Annotated in this window: 18 protein-coding genes; 4 read left to right on the top strand and 14 right to left on the bottom strand. The window is 74.7% G+C overall.

Features of this window, described 5'->3' with window-relative positions; all coding sequences use genetic code 11:
* Positions 1–457: 457 nt before the first annotated feature.
* On the top strand, positions 458–1,540 hold the full coding sequence (locus IGS67_RS08065) for a Gfo/Idh/MocA family protein (protein WP_328742043.1): 1,083 nt from the start codon (positions 458–460) through the stop codon (positions 1,538–1,540).
* 133 nt (positions 1,541–1,673) lie between these two features.
* On the opposite strand, the gene IGS67_RS08060 is transcribed toward IGS67_RS08065, so the two are convergent.
* The 12 genes from IGS67_RS08060 to mobA form a co-directional block, all read right to left on the bottom strand.
* Complete coding sequence (locus IGS67_RS08060; RefSeq protein ID WP_192279690.1) at positions 1,674–2,333, bottom strand: DNA alkylation repair protein; 660 nt, start codon at positions 2,331–2,333, stop codon at positions 1,674–1,676.
* Positions 2,334–2,480: 147 nt separating this feature from the next.
* Positions 2,481–3,653, bottom strand: a complete 1,173-nt coding sequence (locus IGS67_RS08055; protein WP_192279464.1) for a VWA domain-containing protein — start codon at positions 3,651–3,653, stop codon at positions 2,481–2,483.
* Positions 3,650–6,094 (bottom strand): DUF5682 family protein, encoded by a 2,445-nt coding sequence (locus tag IGS67_RS08050; RefSeq protein ID WP_210767143.1) that lies wholly within the window; start codon positions 6,092–6,094, stop codon positions 3,650–3,652. The genes IGS67_RS08055 and IGS67_RS08050 overlap by 4 nt, the downstream gene beginning before the upstream one ends.
* Positions 6,091–7,182: an ATP-binding protein gene (locus tag IGS67_RS08045; RefSeq protein ID WP_192279462.1), complete on the bottom strand. Its 1,092-nt coding sequence runs from the start codon at positions 7,180–7,182 to the stop codon at positions 6,091–6,093. Before IGS67_RS08045 ends, IGS67_RS08050 begins: the two co-directional genes overlap by 4 nt.
* A complete protein-coding gene (locus IGS67_RS08040) occupies positions 7,179–8,663 on the bottom strand; it encodes a DUF5691 domain-containing protein (protein ID WP_192279460.1) in 1,485 nt (494 codons plus the stop codon). Before IGS67_RS08040 ends, IGS67_RS08045 begins: the two co-directional genes overlap by 4 nt.
* The gene (locus tag IGS67_RS08035; protein WP_192279458.1) at positions 8,660–9,943 is read right to left on the bottom strand and encodes an SWIM zinc finger family protein; all 1,284 of its coding nucleotides are present in this window, start codon (positions 9,941–9,943) and stop codon (positions 8,660–8,662) included. The genes IGS67_RS08040 and IGS67_RS08035 overlap by 4 nt, the downstream gene beginning before the upstream one ends.
* 198 nt (positions 9,944–10,141) lie before the next feature.
* Positions 10,142–10,477, bottom strand: coding sequence for a DUF6457 domain-containing protein (locus tag IGS67_RS08030; RefSeq protein WP_210767142.1), 336 nt, complete (start codon positions 10,475–10,477; stop codon positions 10,142–10,144).
* Positions 10,474–11,259, bottom strand: coding sequence for an ABC transporter ATP-binding protein (locus IGS67_RS08025; RefSeq protein WP_192279457.1), 786 nt, complete (start codon positions 11,257–11,259; stop codon positions 10,474–10,476). The genes IGS67_RS08030 and IGS67_RS08025 overlap by 4 nt, the downstream gene beginning before the upstream one ends.
* Entirely contained in the window at positions 11,256–12,170 is a 915-nt protein-coding gene (locus tag IGS67_RS08020; RefSeq protein ID WP_192279456.1) for an ABC transporter permease, read from the bottom strand. The genes IGS67_RS08025 and IGS67_RS08020 overlap by 4 nt, the downstream gene beginning before the upstream one ends.
* Positions 12,167–13,084, bottom strand: a complete 918-nt coding sequence (modA, locus tag IGS67_RS08015) for a molybdate ABC transporter substrate-binding protein (protein WP_192279455.1) — start codon at positions 13,082–13,084, stop codon at positions 12,167–12,169. Before modA ends, IGS67_RS08020 begins: the two co-directional genes overlap by 4 nt.
* Entirely contained in the window at positions 13,081–13,482 is a 402-nt protein-coding gene (locus IGS67_RS08010; protein WP_192279454.1) for a TOBE domain-containing protein, read from the bottom strand. Before IGS67_RS08010 ends, modA begins: the two co-directional genes overlap by 4 nt.
* Positions 13,483–13,603: 121 nt before the next feature.
* Positions 13,604–14,203, bottom strand: coding sequence for a molybdenum cofactor guanylyltransferase (gene mobA / locus IGS67_RS08005; protein ID WP_210767141.1), 600 nt, complete (start codon positions 14,201–14,203; stop codon positions 13,604–13,606).
* A 167-nt stretch (positions 14,204–14,370) separates the two neighbouring features.
* Between mobA and IGS67_RS08000 the strand changes: the two genes are divergently transcribed.
* Positions 14,371–14,847, top strand: coding sequence for a molybdenum cofactor biosynthesis protein MoaE (locus tag IGS67_RS08000; RefSeq protein ID WP_328742036.1), 477 nt, complete (start codon positions 14,371–14,373; stop codon positions 14,845–14,847).
* Between the two features lie 76 nt (positions 14,848–14,923).
* Here the strand turns inward: IGS67_RS08000 and IGS67_RS07995 are convergent, their stop codons facing one another.
* Together IGS67_RS07995 and moaA are read right to left on the bottom strand one after the other, a co-directional pair.
* Positions 14,924–15,193 carry a MoaD/ThiS family protein gene (locus tag IGS67_RS07995; RefSeq protein ID WP_192279453.1) on the bottom strand — a complete coding sequence of 90 codons (270 nt, stop codon included), beginning with the start codon at positions 15,191–15,193 and terminating at the stop codon, positions 14,924–14,926.
* A gap of 2 nt (positions 15,194–15,195) precedes the next feature.
* Positions 15,196–16,302, bottom strand: coding sequence for a GTP 3',8-cyclase MoaA (moaA, locus tag IGS67_RS07990; protein ID WP_407925815.1), 1,107 nt, complete (start codon positions 16,300–16,302; stop codon positions 15,196–15,198).
* 103 nt (positions 16,303–16,405) lie between these two features.
* On the opposite strand from moaA, the gene IGS67_RS14370 reads away from it, so the two are divergent.
* The gene (locus IGS67_RS14370; RefSeq protein WP_328742033.1) at positions 16,406–17,728 is read left to right on the top strand and encodes a molybdopterin molybdotransferase MoeA; all 1,323 of its coding nucleotides are present in this window, start codon (positions 16,406–16,408) and stop codon (positions 17,726–17,728) included.
* A complete protein-coding gene (gene moaC, locus IGS67_RS07980; RefSeq protein WP_192279452.1) occupies positions 17,725–18,213 on the top strand; it encodes a cyclic pyranopterin monophosphate synthase MoaC in 489 nt (162 codons plus the stop codon). Before IGS67_RS14370 ends, moaC begins: the two co-directional genes overlap by 4 nt.
* The last annotated feature ends 21 nt before the right edge of the window (positions 18,214–18,234 follow it).

Genomic DNA, 18,234 nt, shown 5'->3' with positions numbered 1-18,234 from the left:
CGGTCGGTGCAAGCAGGGCGCGTGCGCTGCGACGAGGACCATCATCTCAGGTAAGCCTCACCTCACCGCATTTACGTGATGTGACCCTAACCATATTCCCCGGCAGTCCGCTACACGGATGACACCGTGTCACCAACCGAGACGCCTGGGCGCCGTCAACCCACCCTCCGTCTACCGAGACTGCCCCGCCTGTCCCCCGCCACGTCCCCACCCCCTTGTCTCGATAGCCGATCGAGCCACCTCATGTACACGGATCGGCTATCGGAACCACAAGGCCCGGCGGCGTGCGCGCTCGATAGCTGATCCGTACGGCACCCGTGTATGGATCGGCTATCGATGAGCCCCGGCGGGGTGCGCACCGCACCGCGTACGTCGGCGACGTCGGACGGCGGGGCAGCGTCCCGCACCGCCAGGCCCGGCGTAGCGTCGGTGAACACCTGCATCGAAGGAGATCTCCGTGCCCGCACCCGTCCGCCTCGCGATCGTCGGCTCCGGCTGGCGCGCGCAGTTCTTCGCCCGACTCGCCCGCGCCCTGCCCGAGAGCTTCGAGCTCGCCGGCATGACGAGCCGTCGGCCCGAGAGCGTCGAGCGCGCCGCAACGGCGTGGGGAACGCGGGGCTACGCGACCGTCGCCGACCTGCTCGCAGCAGCGTCCCCGCAGGTCACGATCGTGTCGACGCCGTGGCCCGTCACCCCCGTCGCGACCGCGGAGGTCGCCCGCGCCGGTGGCGTCGTCCTCGCTGAGACCCCGCCCGCCCCCGACCTCGCAGGCCTGCACGCACTGTGGGCCGAGGTCGGCGCGACCGGCCGCGTCCACGTCGCCGAGCAGTACCTCGCGCTGCCCATGCACGCCGCACGACTCACCGTCGTCGAACGTGGGCTCGTCGGCGAGCCGCAGTCCGTCCACGTGTCCTCGACCCACGGCTACCACGCGGTGTCGATGATCCGCGGGCTGCTCGGAGCCGCCGACGAGCACAGCCCCGTCACCGTCCGCGCGCACCGCTTCGCGGGACGCATCGTCCAGCCGCTCTCACGCGAGGGCTGGACCGACGACCCCTCCGTGCACGACGCGGGCACCGTCCTCGCGACGCTCGAGCTCGACGGCCGGCACGGCCTCTACGACTTCACGGACAACCAATGGCACAACCAGCTGCGTTCGCGCCGCATCCTCGTGCGCGGCATGCACGGGGAGATCTCGAACGACGACGTCCTGCGGCTGTCGGGCCCACGGCAGGTGACGACGACGACGCTGCGGCGCCGTCAGCTCGGCTACGACCTCGATCTTGACGGGTACGACACGGACCATGTGTCGCTCGGCGGTGAGGTGCTGTGGAGCAACCCGTTCGTCGGGAAACGCTGGATGGACGAGGAGATCGCCATCGCGACTCTCATGCTCGGCGCGGCCGATCTCGCGCTCGACGACGGCCCGGGGCCGTACCCGCTCGCGCGGGCGTGTCATGACCACGCGATCTCGCTCGCGATCGACGAGGCCGTCGCGTCGGACCGCCCGGTGACCGTCGACCGTCAGCCCTGGTCCTGACACTCCCCTCTGACGGATCGTCGCGTTCCTCCCATCCGATGGGCGCAGCGCGTCGATCCGTCGACAGCACCAGCCCGCTCGATAGCGGATCTGCACGACTCCCGCGTACGGATCGGCTATCGAGCGGCGGCGATCAACCCTGCCGCGCGACCATCTCGGGGACCCACAGGGGCACGTACGGGCTCACGCAGCCGCGGGGCGTCGGGTAGTCCTTGAGGACCTCGAGCCGCTCGCCGATCGCGAGGACACGCTCGCGCAGCGCAGGGTGGTGGATGCCGATCGTGCCGAGGCACCAGTTCATCGCCCACTGCAGCCGCTCAGGGGCGTCCTTCATGCGGACGCTGATCTCGTCGAGCAGCGCGGGCAGGTCGAGCCCGTCGGCCTTCGCCGGCACGAGGTCGCTCGTGAGCGCCCAGCCCGCCGACTCGACCCACGGGTCGGGGTCGCCCTTCCAGCGGACACGGAGGGCCTCGGCGTGCGGGGACTTCTTGACGACGTACCCGACGAGCCAGTCCTGCTGCTTGGGCGTGCGGCCCTCGCGGAGCATCGTGTCGAGCTCATCGGCGCTGAGGTCCTTGGGCTTGAGCACGAGCAGCGCGAGCAGGCGTGCGTCACCGTCGCCCGTCGCCCAGAGCTCGCGCGCGAGCGGCGTCTGGTTGGCGCCGAGGCGCTTGGCGAGCGCCCGGAGCTTCGTGAGGTTGACCGTGTGGTTGTCGCCATGACGTGCGTTGACCTCACGGACCTTGGGGTCCTCGAGCGCGGCAAGCTCCGCCAGGGCGTCGTCACGGGTCATGGTCACGGGCACGGTTCCTCCACTGTCAGCCGGTGCTCGCAGCGTACGACGAGCCTCCGACACTGAGCCGCCTCTGCTCCCTCTGACGTACCTGCGTGCCGGCGTCGCCAGCACGTCCCGCCGCGGATCACGCGACAGGCGTCCGCCCTACCGCCCCGTCGCCCCGCCCATCGCCGACCACCCGCTCACGTCGCGGTCCGTGAGCGCCATCGCGAGCAGGTCGGGGAACGTGTCCGGCGTGCACGCGAACGTCGGGACGCCGAGCGAGGCGAGCTCGGCCGCCAGATCGTGGTGGAACGCGGGCGTGCCGTCGTCGGACAGTGCCGGGAGCACGACGACGAGCACGCCCGACGCGCGCAGCGCGGCGACGCGGCGCACGAGCGAGGCGCGGTCACCGCCCTCGTAGAGGTCGGTGACGAGGAACATCACGGTGTCCTCGGGCCGTCCGACGAGGTCGGCGCAGTAGGCGACGGCGCGGTCGATGTCGGTGCCGCCGCCGAGCTGCGTGCCGAAGAGCAGGTCGACCGGGTCGGTGAGCTCAGCGGTGAGGTCGACGACCTCCGTGTGGAAGACGACGAACGACGTGCGCACGGACCGCATCGTCGCGAGCACCGCGCCGAAGACCGCGGAGTACACGACGGAGGAAGCCATCGATCCCGACTGGTCGACCGCGAGAATGACGTCACGCGCGACGGCTCCCCCGCGACGTGCCGTCCCGATGAGCCGTTCGGGCACGATCGTGCCGAGCTCGGGCAGGTAGTGGCGCAGGTTCGCACGGATCGTCGCGGGCCAGTCCACGTCGGCGAGCCGTGGCCGGTGGGTCCGCTCGCGCCGCAGCGCTCCGGAGACGGCGGTCGTCGTCGCGACCATGATCCGTCGTTCGATCTCGGCGACGACCTGGGCGACGACCTGCCGCGCCGTCGAGCGGGTCGTCTCCGGCATCGCGTCCTTGAGCGAGACGAGCGTAGCGACGAGCGAGACGTCGGGCTGGACGCTCGTGAGCAGCTCGGGCTCGAGCAGGAGCCGGCGCAGGCCGAGACGGTCGACGGCGTCGCGCTGGACGACCTCGACGACGCTCGTCGGGAAGTAGGTGCGGATGTCACCGAGCCAGCGGACCACGGCGGGCGCGCTCGACCCGAGGCCCGCGGAACGCCCGCCGGACGTCTCGGGACGCGTGTCGTAGACGGCCGCGAGAGCGCCGTCGACCCGGCCGTCGGAACGTCCGAGCGTCACGTCCGGTCGTCCCTCCTCCCCGAGGACGAGCCGCCAGCGGCGGGCGAGCTCGGACTCGTCGACGCGTGGTGCCGTGCGGCCGGTCATCGTCCACCTCCGAGGAGCAGGAGCGCGGTCGCGAGCGGTCCGGCGATTCGCGGGTCGTCGATCGCAAGGCCACCGTCGTCGCCGGTCGGGGCCGCGGGCCCGCCTCGACCCCGACGCGCCGCAAGCCGCGCTGTGGCGTCGCCGATCGCCCGTCGCTCGGCCGCGGGCATGGCACCGAAGGTGCGTCGCAGCACGGGTAGGACGTCGGTGAGAGCGTCGCCCGGAACCGTCGCGAGCCAGTCGTCGAGCACGCCGAGCAACGTCGCGTCGTGCGCGACGACAAGTCCCCCGCCGGCGAGGAACCCCTCGATCCACCCTGCCTGGGTGCGCACGGGGGTGCCGACGGACAGGACGCGCGAGAGCCGTTCGGCGACGTCCTCGGGTGTGATCCGGGCGCCGTCGAGCAGGAGCCGCGTGGCCCGTCCGACAGGGTGGCCGGGCAGGTGGTCGTGCGCCGCGACGGTGCGGAGCGTGCGCACCCACACGTCGGTCGTGGGGTCGTGGTCGAGCAGCGCGACGGCGGCGTCGGCCTCGGCGACGCGGCGCGCGAGGTCGGCTGCGGTGTCGTCATCACGGCCGAGCGCCGCGGGAACGATGCCGGAGCTCGCTCGGACGAGCATCGTCCGGGCGACGTGGGCGAGCCGCGCGACGGGGGTGCCGCGCACGTCGGAGTAGCGATGCGCCCGGATGATCGGGGTGACGGCGTCGAGGAGCTGTTCGACGTCGCCCGCGTGGGCGGCGCGTTCGTCGACGCGACCGAGGAGGGCGTCGAGCACCTCGGGAAGGTCGGCGAGCAGCGTCTGCTCGACGAGCACCGTGAGGCGCGGCAGGTCGGCGTCGCGCGCTGCGGCGCGCACGGCCGCGTTCGCTGCGCCGACGACGGTCGTGCCGTGGAGCGCGGCCTCGGCGAGCGCGACCGAGAGCTCAGGCTGCCAGCGGAGGGTCCAGCTCTCGCGGAACGTGCCGGAGGAACGCACGGTGCTCGTCCGCGGCGTCGCCCAGGGCACGTCGAGCAGCGTGAGACGGTGGAAGAGGTGCGAGCGTGCGAGGCCGCCGTCGGTGCGGAGGTCGAGGTCGAGGTTGCGCGGCGCGTCCTCGAGCTTGAGGCGCAGGCGTCGTGCGGTCGCACGCAGGTCGACGTCGAGCGGGAGGGCGGGGACGCCGTCGGGCACGGAGCCGAGGCCTGTGCCGACGACGAGCTCGCGCGTCACCCACTCGGTGAGGCCTGCGTCGCCGTCGCAGAGGGCCGCGCGCGTCGCGTCCATGACGTCGTCGAGCGCGACCGAGCGATGACCGCGGACGGTGGCGAGCGACTCGGCGAGGCGCGAGGCCTCGATGACGTGCGCGCTCGAGACCTGCAGGTCTCGGCCCCGCAGTGCCGCGCCGACGCCGACGAACCAGCGGGGCACGACGTCCTCGTGCACGGAGAAGAGGTGCGAGTACCAACCTGGTGCGCTCACTCCGGCGCCGTAGCCGGAGCCGCGCGCGAGGCGTGCGGTGGTCCACGGCACCCACGTGAGGGTCGTGCGTACGCGCGGCAGCCCGCGCAGCAGGCGTGCGTCGGGTGCGGCGGGCGGCAGCGGCGTCGTGAGCGCGGGTGCGTGCCAGGCACCGCAGACGACAGCGATCCGCGCGTGGCCCTCGCGCAGCGCGGCGCGCACCTGCTGGCGCATGTGCGCCTCGCGGAGCTCCTCGTCCTCGTCGCCTTCCGGGGTCCTGGTGTCGTGCTCGGCGTGCTCGCGGAGGGCGGCCATCGCCTCGGCGACGGCGGCGAAGGTCTCGAGGCTGCCGGAGCGCTGCTCGACGACGTCCTCCCACCATCGCTCGGCGTCGTCGTGCCCCGCAGCGGCGGCGAGCGCGCCGAGGGGGTCTTCGCGGACGGACGCGGGAGCCGGGGTGTCAGGCGCTTCGTCGCCCGGAACGTCGTGCTCGACGTCCGGAACGGATGACGCATGGGAATCCGCGCCTCCCGGCACGGCACTCTCGTCCTCGTCCGCCGGGACGTCGAGGGCTGCCTCGGCGGCCCGCCGTGCGGCCGTGAGGGCCGCGACCGTGCCCGACGGAAGGTCGATGAACCGCACGGGCACGTCGTGCGCGGCGGCCCACGCGAGGGCCTGCCACTCGGGCGAGAACGACGCGAAGGGCCAGAACGACGCCTGCGCGGGATCGTCGTCGACGGTCGCGAGCAGCGCGACGGGCGGCACGAGGCCCGGCACGTAGACGCTGAGCGGATCGGCGTCGGCGGGGCCTTCAAGGAGCACGACCGTCGGGCGGAGCTCGTCGAGGGCGGCGGCCACGGCACGTGCCGACCCGGGCCCGTGGTGTCGCACGCCGAGCACGTCGACGCGCGGACCGTCGTGCGCCACGGGTCTACCGGTGCGCGCGCCTGGGTCAGGCTCGACGGGGACGACGGGCCCGGTCGGGACGTCGGTCACCGTCATCCCGCGACCTCGCGGCACGCGGCGTAGAAGCTCCCCCACCCCTCCCGTTCGCGGACGACGGTCTCGAGGTACTCGCTCCACACGGCCGCGTCGCCCGCCGGGTCCTTGACGACGGCGCCGAGGATGCCTGCGGCGATGTCGTCGGGCCCGATCGCACCGTCGCCGAAGTGCGTGGCGAGCGCGACACCGTTGGTGACGACCGAGATCGCCTCGGCCGTCGACAGCGAGCCGGACGGCGGTCGTACCGCGGTCCGGCCGTCGAGAGTGCGCCCCGACCGCAGCTCGCGGAACACGGTGACGACCCGGCGGATCTCCTCGTGGCCGGCGGGCAGCGTCGGCAGGTCGAGCGACGTGCCGAGCTGTGCGCTGCGGCGCGTGACGATCTCGACCTCCTCCTCGAACGTCGCGGGCAGCGGCAGGACGACCGTGTTGAAGCGGCGGCGGAGAGCGGAGGACAGCTCGTTGACGCCACGGTCGCGGTCGTTCGCGGTCGCGATGACGTTGAAGCCGCGCGCTGCCTGGACCTCGGTGCCGAGCTCAGGGACGGGCAGCGTCTTCTCGGAGAGGATCGTGATGAGCGCGTCCTGGACGTCCGAGGGGATGCGCGTGAGCTCCTCGATGCGGACGACCGAGGCCTCGCGCATCGCGGTCATGACGGGTGAGGGCACGAGTGCGGCCTCGCTCGGTCCCTCGGCGATGAGCCGGGCGTAGTTCCAGCCGTAGCGCACTGCGTCCTCGGCGGTGCCCGACGTCCCTTGCACGAGCAGCGTCGAGCGGCCCGAGACGGCGGCGGCGAGGTGCTCACCCACCCAGGTCTTGGCGGTGCCCGGCAGGCCGAGGAGCAGCAGCGCGCGGTCGGTTGCGAGCGTCGCGACGGCGACCTCGACGAGCCGCCGTGCTCCGACGTACTTCGGGGAGATCACGGTGCCGTCGGGCAGGGTGCCGCCCATGAGGTAGGTGACGACGGCCTGCGGCGAGAGGTGCCACGCGGGCGGGCGCGGCCGGTCGTCCTGAGCGGCGAGCGCCGCGAGCTCGCTCGCGAACTGCTGCTCGGCGTGCGGACGGAGCAGGTCGGGGGTCGTGGTCACGTGAGCTCCTCGGCGAGGGTGAGTCGGTCCTGGACGGTGGCGGCGCCCGCGTGGAGCACCGCGTCGAGATCGGGGCGGAGGTCGTCGGTCGCGTCGATCTGTGCGGCGGCGGCGGTGAGAAAGTCGCGGGCGGCTGGGGTGGCCTCGACCCGGAGGGCGAGAGGTTCGACGATCTCGCGCAGCCGGCGCGGGCCGATCTCCGCTGCTGCGGGGACGACGAGCGCGAGGATGCGCTCGCAGGCTCCGGTGGGGACGACGACGGTGCGATCCTCGAGGAGGGTGCGAAGCGGCCAGATGTTCGTGCCGTCGGCGAGCGCGGCGCGGGTGAGGCGGTCCCAGGTGGCGGTCCGGACCTTGGGGCTCGCGAGGGCGAGGAGCCAGGCGTGGGGCACGCCGCCTTCGGCGACGAGCAGGGCGTCCGCCCAGTCGGTGCTCCCCTCGCGGAACGCCGCGGTGCGCCAGCCGTCCAGGACGGGGGCGGCGGACTCCCCAGCCTCGACCGCCAGCCGGACGAGGGCCTCCGGGGAGAGCCCTGACGCCGTCCAGGAGGCGAGGGGCGTTGCCGCGACGACGGACGCGAGGTGCTCGGGAGTCGCGGTCTGGCTGATCGTCAGGCGGTCCTTGGCGAGCAGTCGACCGCGCGTCACCGTGACGACGTCGCTCCCGGGCGTTGCGGTCGCACGATTCCGGGCGGGACCGGGCAGCCGGCCCAGGACGTGGTGCGCGGCCTCGACGACGGGCTTCGAGGTGTGGGCGGCTGCGCGTTCGGCGAGGGGCTCGTCGGCAAGAGTGGCTCCGTCGGCGAGCAGCTCGGTGCACCGCGCGAGGAGCGCGGCGCCGAGCGAGTCCCAGTCTCGGGCGAGCAGCTCGCGGGCGGCGTCAGGGTCGGTTGCCCGGAGCATCTCGAACCAGCGGCCGCGCGTGGCGATGGTCCCGTCGGTCCACGCGGCGCTCGCGGCGAGTGTGTCGAGGTCGAGGGTGCCGTCGGGCAGGTGGGGGACGTCGGCGATGAGGTGCCGCGTCGTCGCGTCGAGCGCCGCGAACCAGCGGCCGCGTGCCCCGATCACCGCGACGAGGCCGTGCCGGATGTCGCGCCGTGAGGTTGCCGTCGCGAGGTCGAGCGCAGCTGGCACGAGCTCGGGCGGTAGGACGCGGCCCGCTGCGCGCGCGTGGGCGAGCCACTCGGGGAGCATCGCGTGGTCGTGCACGCCGAGCAGGGTGCGGGCGCGCAGCGCGGCGGCGGGGCTGAGCGTCGGTGTCTCGTCGACGGGCGCGGGGTCGGTGGTGCTTCCTGTGGTCGGGCGCGTCGGCAGGAGGGCGCTGCGCGCGACGGCGACGGCACCCGCGACCCCGAGCAGGGTCGTCGCCCGCGAGGCGTCGGGCGGCAGGGCGGCGAGTGCGGTGGAGGCGATGGGGTGCGGCGGCAGCGCGTCTGGTGTGCCGCTGAGCGCCGCGGCGGTGAGGTCGGGCAGGGACGTCATGCGGTGACGAGCCTCCGTCCGTCCCAGACCGCGCGCGGTTCGAGGCCGCGCGGGGTGCAGTCGCCGACGAGCGTCACGGCGCGCCCGCCCGCGACGGCTGCGCATACGCGCGCAGCGGACCGTCCGAGGAGCGGGAGGGACTCGTCGCCGAGGTCGAGCAGCCAGCCGCCGTCACCGTCGAGCCTCAGGCGAGCGTCGGCGAGGACCACCGGGTGCCGTTCCCGCCACGGGTCGGCGGCGACGGCCGCGCTCCACAGGAGCGGGAGCTCGTGCGCGGGGTCGCCGTGGGGCGCGTGCTCGAGCGGCACGGCCGGCGTGTGGACGGTGCCGAGCAGCGCGCGGTCGGTGGCGGCCGGGTGCGGGTGGAGATCGGCGTCGATGCTCGTCCCGGGTACGGGGTTGGTGCCGCTGCGCGGTCCCGTCTCGACAAGCACGAACGACCGCCCAAGCGTCCGTCCGCGCAGGTGGGTGCGGTGGGTGACGGGTCGGCTCGTCTCATCGGTGTGGAGCGCGACGACGTCCCAGACGTCGCGCAGGGGTGGCTGTGCGAGGACGACCTCGGTGCGGGTCGGCTCCCCGACGCGACGTCGGACGACGGCACCGAGCGTTCCCGGTAGCTCGCTCGCGCGCGGGTGCGCGGTGACGAGCAGGTGGAGGAGCCCGTAGGACTCGAGGAGCGTGCCGGGCCACGAGGGGTCGTCGCTGCGGACGTGGAGGCGTCGGACGCGCTCGGCGATCGCGGGGGCCTGCGCGTCGACGAGGCGCGCGGCGGCCCGTGCCACGTCGTCGCCCTGCGGGACGCTCACGCCTGCTGCCACCAGGTCCTCGAGCCACGTGCCCAGCTCGTCGAGGCCTGCGGCGATGCGCTCGGCGCGACGTTCGAGGGTCGCCTGTGAGGGCGCTCGGGGCGGGGTGGCGGCGCGCTCCGCGACCTTCTCCGCGCGTGCTGCGCGCTTGTCGAGCCAGGCCGTGGCTGCGGCCGACGGCGCCGGGGCCGCAAGCACCGAGCCGCTGCTCCAGCGCAGCAGGAGCGCGAGCACGTGCTTGCACGGGATCTTCCGGCTCGGGCACGAACAGTTCCATGCGGGCCCGGCCAGGTCGACGAGCGCGACGTAGGGGGTCGCGCCAGATCCCTTGCACTCCCCGAAGAGCACCGCGGGCTCCTCGCACACCCCCGTGACGGGCCACGTGCCCGTCACTGCGAGCTTGCGCGCAGCGGTGACGGACGCCGCGTCCGGGGCGACGGCCGCAACCTGCTCGATGCTCCACGGGGTGACCACGCGCACACAGTAGCGGCCGGGTCCGACATTCGCGGCGCAAGACGCGTGGGGCGACCTCGGTGGGGCGCTTCGCGACGCGATCGCGACCGCACCGCCCGACACCACGCCTCGTGCCGCGATGCGGCGCGGGTTCATCGCCGCTCTCGACGCGAAGGTCGCCGAACGCTACGGGCAGCTCCGGCAGCGCCCCGCGTGAGCTCACGCCCCGTCCGACGGCTCCTCGGTCTCCTCGTCGTCGACAGCGCGCGCAGGACGCGTGACAGTGTTCGGCTCCCACTCGGAGACGAGCCCGTCGACGACCTCGAGCCTGGCGAGCACCTCGGCGACGACGGCCTCGGCGTTCGAGCGGCGCGTGAGCACGCGTCCGGCGGAGAGCCCGACGAGGAACGCGGTGAGCGGCGCGCCGGGGCGGACGGCGTTGTGGGCGACGTCGCGGACCATGTCGAGCAGCGGGCCGGTCACCTGGTCGAGGACGTCGTGCTCGATGTCGAGGGCGGGTCCTGCCTGCTCGAGCCAGCGGTCGAGGTCGCTCACACGGGTCTCCATCCGTCGTCGGCCCGCTCCGAGCGGGCCTCGTGCCCTGATTCTCCCCCGTGGGTGGCCCTCCCGTCAGCCAGATGCAACGTGCGCGTGCCGAGGGCGGCCGCCTCGGTGGCGTCGTGCGTGACGAGGACGGTCGGGATGCCTCGCCTGACGACGTCGCGCACGACGTCGTGGAGGAGCGGCCGGACGGCGGCGTCGAGCGCCGCGAAGGGCTCGTCGAGCAGCAGCAGCCGCGGTTCGACGACGAGGGCGCGGGCGAGCGCGACGCGCTGCGACTGCCCGCCGGAGAGCCGGTCGGCGCGGTCGTGGGCGTGGTCGGTGAGGCCGACGCGTGCGACGGCGTCGGTCGCGCGCGCCCGCGCGACGCCCGGCCGGACACCGCGGGCGCGGAGCCCGAACGCGACGTTCTCGAGGACGCTGAGGTGAGTGAAGAGGACGTGGGACTGCGGGACGAGCCCGACGTGCCGGCCCGCAGCGGGCACGTGCTGGCGTGCGTCGTCGAGCACCGTCCCGCCGAGCGTCACGGTCCCGCCGCTCAGCGGCACGAGGCCGGCGAGCGCCCAGAGGAGCGTCGACTTGCCTGACCCGTTGGGCCCGACGACGCACAGCACCTCGCCGGGCGCGACGTCGAGGGACACGTCGAGCCGCAGGCGGCCGCGCTGGGCGACGACGTGCGCGCGGAGGCCGTCGGGCAGGGTCGTCGTGCCGGGCCCGACGCGACCGTCGGCCGTGCGTCCCCCGGCCGCCCCGACTCCGGGACCGGGGCGCGTCATCGCGCACCCGCCATCTCGACGCCGCGCGCGGCGAGCCCCGCGAGCCCGCCGAGCCAGCGCGAGCGCAGCGCGACGAGCACGACGAGCGACACGGCGACGAGCACGAGCGAGAGCGCGACGGCGGTCGCACGGTCGCGTTCGAGCGCGAGGTAGATCGCGACGGGCATCGTGCGCGTGACGCCGGGGAAGTTGCCTGCGAACGTGATGGTCGCGCCGAACTCGCCGAGGGCGCGCGCAAACGCGAGGACGGCGCCCGCGGCGACGCCGGGCGCAACGACGGGAAGCGTCACGCGCCGGAACACGTACCAGCGCGAGCCACCGAGCGACGCCGCAACCTGCGCGAGCCGCGGGTCGACGGCCCGCAGCGCGGCGTCGACGGAGATGACGAGGAACGGCAGCGCGACGAACGTCTGCGCGACGACGACGGCCGCCGTCGTAAACGGCAGCTGCACGCCGAACCACGCGTCGAGGTGCTCCCCCAGCAGGCCCCGACGGCCGAGCAGCGCGAGGAGAGCGACGCCACCGACGACGGGCGGCAGCACCATGGGCATCGTCACGAGCGCGCGCACGAGGCCGGGCAGCGGCAGGGCGTCGTGCGCGAGCAGCCACGCGAGCGGCACGCCGAGCACGACGCACAGCACCGCCGAGAGGCTCGCGGTGCGCAGGCTCAGCCAGAGGGCCTCAGCCGCAGGGCCGTCGTCGAGCAGCGCCGTCATCTCGCCCCAGGGTGCCGAGGCGACGAGCGCGACGAACGGCGCGACGAGGAACGCGAGCGCGAGCACGCCGGGGATGGCGAGCGCGAGCGGCGGCCGCTGCCGGGTTGCTCGGCGCCGCGGCGCCGCATGACGACTCCCCGCGGCGGCGCGCGGATGCCGCGCCGCAGCGGGCTGCCGTGGGGCGTCGGACGTCACGGCACGCGGAACCCGGCGTCGGTGAGCGCGGCACGGCCCCGCTCGGAGTCGAGCAGCGCGCGGAACGCGGCGGCCGCAGCCGGGTTGGGCGCCTCGGCGACGGTCGCGACGAGGTAGTCGTTGACGACGCTCGCGGCCTCGGGGACCTCGATCGTGCGGACGGCCTCGCCGGCGTCCTTCGCATCGGTCGTGTAGACGAGCGCTGCGTCGACCTCGCCCGTGAGGGCGAGCGTGAGCGCGGCCGTGACGTTCTCGGCGTACGTGTCGGGAGTGACGGTGAGCCCGGCCTGCTCGATGACCTGGGCGGCCGCGGCCCCGCACGGCACCTCCTCGGCGCACAGCGCGAGCCGCAGGTCGCCGTTCTCGAGGTCCTTGAGGGTCGCGACCTTCCCCGGGTTGTCGGGCGGCGTGACGATGACGAGCGTGTTGCCCGCGAACACCGACTGGTCGGTCACGTGCTCGGCGGCCGTCGTCATCGTCGCGGCCGAGGCCGTGAGGAGCAGGTCGGCGGGAGCGCCCGCGACGACCTGCTCCGCGAGCGCGGAGCTCGCCGCGAACGAGAAGTCGATCTGCAGGCCGGGGTGAGCGGCCTCGAGCTCGTCGCCGAGCTCGGTGAGGACGGGCTCGAGGGACGCGGCGGCAAGGACGACGAGGCGTCCAGCGACGGCGGGCGTCGTCCCACTGGGCGACGCTGTGCCCGACGACGCCCCGCTGGACGACGCCGTGCCCGACGACGCCCCGGACGACGGCACCGCGTCGGCGCACGCGACGAGCCCGCTCGCAGCGAGCGCCGCGAGCGCGAGGGCGGCGACGTGGCGGGAGGCAACGGGGCGGGCGGCGGGACGGGTCCGCGCCCGGCCCTCGCCGCGCGCTGCGGCCGTCGGACGGATCGCGACGTGGCGGGCCGCGTTCATAGTGCTTCTCCGAGCCGGTCGATCATCACGGACGTCGCCTTGACGCGTGCGGCGACGAGGCTGCCGGGCTCGAGGCCGAGCTCGTCGGCCGCTTCTCGGCTCACGAGCGAGACGATGCGGAACGGTCCGGCCTGGACCTCGACCTGCGCCATGACGCCGTCGCGGACGACTCGCGTGACGATGCCGTCGAGGCGGTTGCGGGCGGAGACGGTGCCGTCACCGCCGTCGGGCGCGTCGGCGAGCTCACGTGCGAACGCGGCGAGGTCGACGCCGGCGACGATCCAGCGGCCCGTGTCGGTGCGGGTCGCGGGCAGGCGGCCGGCGTCGATCCAGCGGCGGACGGTGTCGTCGCTCACGCCGAGCAGCCGCGCGGCCTCACTCACCCGAAGAACGCTCATGCGGCAACCGTAGACGGAAACAACCGCACCTGCGCGCGCTTCAACGTGAAAACCCCGCATCGCGAGATAGCGCTCCCCGTTCGAGATAGCGCGTCTCACGCGCTATCTCGCCGGAGGAGCGCTATCTCGCGGGCTCGGGAGGTGTGGTCGCGCGGGCGCGCGCGAGGTCGGCCGGGGTGTCGACGTCGAGCTCCTCGACGTCGGTCACAGGGACCTCGACGATCTCGAGCCCCTCGGCCAGGGCCCGCGCGGGGAGGTTGTGCGCGCCGCCTGCGAGCACGTGCCGGATGGCGTCGAGCCGGTAGGCGGCGAGCAGCGGTTGGCGCCTGCCCGACGCCCCGACGGCGAGCGCCGCCCCCGCGTCCGGGTGCGCGTCGAGAGCGTCGAGCAGGCGCGGCACGACGATGCCCGCCCACGGCTGGTCGCCCGCGAGCGCGACGAGCACGGACGCGTCGGGCGCTGTGGCGGCCCCGGCGGCAAGTGCGGCGGCGGGCCCGCCTCCAGGCGGGTCCTCGCGGACCCAGCGCACGCCGGGGTGCCGGGCGCGGGCGGCGGGTCCGGGGTCGTCGGCGACGACGACGCGCGGCCAGGCGGCGGTCGCATCGAGCACGCGGTCGAGGATGGTGCGCCCGCCCACGTCGAGCGCGGTCTTGTCCCCTCCGCCGAGCCGTCGTGCGGTCCCGCCGGCGGGCACGACGACGAGCACGTCAGCGGAGAGCACGCGGCCACCTCCGCCCCGGGCCCCCGGCGGCCCCCACCACGACCCCACGGATTGACGCGGTCCCCCCGTCGAACGGGCGGAAGCCGTCGATCCGTCGCTGGGGGTGGGGCGTCTTTCGCACGGTCCGTGCCGCCAGCCTGACGAGGGCGTGTGCGTAGGGTGGGGGCGTGACCCTGCCCGACGCTCCCGCCCCTCGTGACAGCTCGCGGATCGTGCCGCCGCGCCGCGCCGTCGTGCGCGCGACGGTGACGACGGACCCGCTCGACGTCGACGAGCACGCGCGGCTCGTCGACGATCCGGCTGCGGGCGCGGTCGTGACGTTCGCGGGCGTCGTCCGCGACCATGACGGGGGGCGCGGGGTCACGGGCATCGAGTACGTCGGGCACCCGGACGCGGCCGACGTGCTCGCGCGGGTCGTCGCAGAGACTGTCGCGGACCTCGATGTCGACGCGGTGGCCGTCACGCACCGCCTCGGGCCGCTCGCAGTCGGCGAGTGCGCGCTCGCTCTCGCGGTGAGCTCGGCGCACCGGCGCGAGGCCTTCGAGGCCGCGGCGGCGCTGGTCGACGCGGTCAAGGAGCACCTCCCGGTGTGGAAGCGGCAGGATCTCGCCGACGGCGGCGAGGAGTGGGTCGGCTCCGCCTGAGCGGCGACCTCGCGCGGCGCACGACGCCGAGGACGCGCGACGCCGCGGACGCCCGACGACGGCTCGCCCGGCGGGCTCATCCGCCCGCGAACGGCGGCAGGACGTCGACGGTCGTCGCGCCCGCGAGCGGCGCGGCGGGGTCGCGCAGCAGGCGTCCCTCGGCGAGGACGCTGCAGAGTGCGAGCAGCGCCTCGAGGCCGGGGTGGGCCGCGAGGACAGCGGCCGTGACGTCGCCGACGGTCGCGTCGACGGGGACGACGAGGGTCTCCTCGTCGCAGCCCGCCCCTGCGGCGGCTGCCGCGAAGTAGCGGACGGTCACGGTCGTGCTGAGGTCGGTCGTCGTCATGCTCATCCCCCGATCGCGCTCATGAGTCGTTGCGGCTGCAGGAAGCCGTCGTCGTCGATGCCGTGGCCGGCCTTCTTGCCCCACATCGCGCCGCGCCACGCGTCCGCGAGCTCGTCGTCGGGAGCGCCGCCGCGCAGGAGCGCGCGCAGGTCGGTCTCCTCACGCGCGAAGAGGCACGTGCGGACCTGTCCGTCGGAGGTGAGCCGCGTGCGGTCGCACGCGCCGCAGAACGGCCGGGTGACGGTGCCGATGACCCCGACGCGTCCGACGACGACGCCGTCGCGCACGACGCGCCACGTCTCGGCGGGCGCTCCCCCGCGCGCGGCGGCCCCCTCGGGCTCGAGGGTGTGCGCGGCCGTGAGGGACGCGAGGATCTCGTCGGCCGTCACCATGTCCTCGCGCACCCACGTGCCGTGCGGGCCGAGCGGCATCTGCTCGATGAACCGCAGCTCGAAGCCGCGTGCGAGCGCCCAGTCGAGCAGCGCGGGCGCCTCGTCGTCGTTGATGCTGCGGACGAGCACGGCGTTGACCTTGATGGGCGCGAACCCGACGGCCTCGGCGGCGTCGAGGCCCGCGAGGACGTCGTGGAGGCGGTCGCGGCGGGTGAGCTGCGCGTAGCGCGCGGCGTCGAGGGAGTCGACGGAGACGTTGACGCGCGTGAGGCCGGCGTCCGCGAGCGCACGGGCACGCCGGTCGAGGCCGAGGCCGTTCGTCGTGAGGGAGGTCGGCACTCGAGCGCCGTCGGGGGTCCGCAACGCGTGCGTCGCCGCGACGATGTCCTCGAGGCCGCGCCGCAGGAGCGGCTCGCCGCCCGTGAAGCGCACCTCGGTCACCCCGAGGCGTTCGACGGCGACGCGCACGAGCCGCGAGATCTCGTCGTCGGTGAGCATCTGCTCGGTGGGCGTCCACTCGAGGCCCTCCGCGGGCATGCAGTACGTGCAGCGGAGGTTGCAGCGGTCGGTGAGGGAGACGCGCAGGTCGATCGCGCGGCGACCGTAGCGGTCGACGAGACCGGGGTCCTCGGGCCGTGCGCCCTCGCCCACGGGCACCCCGTCGCGTGCGGCGCCGGGCGCCTGCGCGGGGTGGTCGGTCGAGGTGAGGTCCGCCACGCCGCCAGTCTAGGAGGGGCCCCCGACATCTGCCCGGGGTCGCCCGTGGAAAAACCCGGCGGTGGCCCTGCGCGGTGTCGGTGGCGCCGAGTAGGTTGGCGCCGTGAGCCCCTCCGACGACGCTACGCCCGCGCCCGGCACTCCCGTGCAGCGCCTCGACGCCCCCCGCCCGACGCGCACACCGGCTGAGCACGCGGCCGCGGTCCTCGCGCTCGGCGGTTCGCTACCTGCGGAGGTGATCCCGGCCGACGTCGCCGCGCTCGGCCGCATCCTCTCCGCCGATGTCACCTCGCTCGTCGACCTGCCGCCGTGGGACAACTCGGCGATGGACGGGTACGCGCTGCGGCACGCGGATCTCACCGGGGTCCAGGGTGCCGACGCGCACGAGCCGGCCATGGGTGGCACAGGCACTCTCCCCGTCGTCGACGTCGTCCCGGCGGGCGACCCGCGCGACCTCACGCTCGTCCCAGGTGTGGCGGTGCGCATCATGACGGGTGCCCCGGTGCCGTCGGGCGCGGATACGGTCGTGCAGGTCGAGCGGACGGACGCGGGCCGGGACGCGGTGACGGTTCTCGAGCCCGTGCCGGCGGGTGCGAACATTCGCCGTCGCGGTGAGGACGTCGCCGCGGGCGCGACGGTTCTGCGTGCGGGCGAGGTCCTCACGGCGGCGCGCCTCGGGCTTGCGGCGGCGACGGGCCACGCGACCTTGCCGGTGCGCAGGCGCCCGCGCGTCCTTGTTGTCTCGACGGGCTCGGAGCTTGTCGCGCCCGGTTCGCTCGCGCCCGGGGAACCGCTGCCGCACGGCGCGATCTTCGAGTCGAACTCCGTCCAGCTCGCCGCGCTCGCGCGCGCGGCGGGCGCAGAGGTGGCGGTGCGGACGGTGCCCGACGACGTCGCCGCGCTGCGCGCCCTGCTCACCGACCCTCATCTCGCGGCGGACGTCGTCGTGACGAGCGGCGGGGTGTCGGTCGGCGAGTTCGACGTCGTGCGCGACGCGCTCGCCGAGCACCTCGAGCTCGTGCACGTGCGGATGCAGCCGGGGCGTCCGCAGGCGGTCGGCACGCTGCCGTCGGGCGCCGTCGTCGTGGGGCTGCCGGGCAACCCGGTGAGCTCATACGTGTCCTTCGAGGTCTTCGTACGACCGCTGCTGCGGCGCCTCGCGGGTGCCACGACGCTCACGCGCCGGCGCGTGCGCGCGACGCTCACGGCCCCGCTCACCTCGCCCGCGGGCAAGGAGCAGTACGTGCGCGTCGCGCTCACGTGGCCGGACGGCCTGCCCGAGGCGACGCCGGTCGGCGGTCGCGGCTCGCACCTGCTCGGGGCCCTCGCCGCGTCCGACGGGCTCGCGGTCGTGCCCGCGGACGTCACGGACCTCGCGGCGGGGTCGATGGTCGACGTCCTCGACCTGCGGGAGGATGAGGCATGACCTCCCCGACGCCCGACGCTCCCCGCCTCACCCATGTCGACGCGAGCGGTGCTGCTCGCATGGTCGACGTCGCCGAGAAGCCCGTGACGGTCCGCACGGCGACGGCGACGGGGCGTGTGCTCGTCTCCCCCGAGGTCGTCGGTCTGCTGCGCGGCGAGGGCGTGCCCAAGGGCGACGCCCTCGCGGTCGCGCGGATCGCGGGCATCGCGGCGGCCAAGCGCACGCCGGACCTCGTGCCGCTGTGCCACCCCATCGCGATCCACGGCGTCAAGGTCGACCTCGTCGTCGAGGACGACGGCGTCGCCATCACGGCGACGGTCCGCACCGCGGACCGGACGGGCGTCGAGATGGAGGCGCTCACGTGCGTGTCCGTCGCGGGGCTCGCGCTCGTCGACATGGTCAAGGCCGTCGACAAGCTCGCGACGATCACGGACGTGCGCGTCGAGGCGAAGAGCGGCGGCCGCTCGGGCGACTGGACGCGCTGAGATTCCTGATCACGGGCACGA

The sequence above is a fragment of the Flavimobilis rhizosphaerae genome (genome assembly GCF_014852685.1).
GTDB classification, from domain to species: domain Bacteria; phylum Actinomycetota; class Actinomycetes; order Actinomycetales; family Cellulomonadaceae; genus Flavimobilis; species Flavimobilis rhizosphaerae.
This window is presented reverse-complemented; position numbering and strand designations above follow the sequence as displayed.

Excerpts from the sequence above, each read along its gene's own strand:
- IGS67_RS07995 (WP_192279453.1), bottom strand. The coding sequence starts at position 15,193 with ATGACGACGACCGACCTCAGCACGACCGTGACCGTCCGCTACTTCGCG.
- modA (WP_192279455.1), bottom strand. The coding sequence starts at position 13,084 with ATGAACGCGGCCCGCCACGTCGCGATCCGTCCGACGGCCGCAGCGCGC.
- IGS67_RS08010 (WP_192279454.1), bottom strand. The coding sequence starts at position 13,482 with ATGAGCGTTCTTCGGGTGAGTGAGGCCGCGCGGCTGCTCGGCGTGAGC.
- moaC (WP_192279452.1), top strand. The coding sequence starts at position 17,725 with ATGACCTCCCCGACGCCCGACGCTCCCCGCCTCACCCATGTCGACGCG.
- IGS67_RS08040 (WP_192279460.1), bottom strand. The coding sequence starts at position 8,663 with ATGACGTCCCTGCCCGACCTCACCGCCGCGGCGCTCAGCGGCACACCA.
- IGS67_RS08055 (WP_192279464.1), bottom strand. The coding sequence starts at position 3,653 with ATGACCGGCCGCACGGCACCACGCGTCGACGAGTCCGAGCTCGCCCGC.
- IGS67_RS08060 (WP_192279690.1), bottom strand. The coding sequence starts at position 2,333 with ATGACCCGTGACGACGCCCTGGCGGAGCTTGCCGCGCTCGAGGACCCC.
- IGS67_RS08050 (WP_210767143.1), bottom strand. The coding sequence starts at position 6,094 with ATGACGGTGACCGACGTCCCGACCGGGCCCGTCGTCCCCGTCGAGCCT.
- IGS67_RS08025 (WP_192279457.1), bottom strand. The coding sequence starts at position 11,259 with ATGACGCGCCCCGGTCCCGGAGTCGGGGCGGCCGGGGGACGCACGGCC.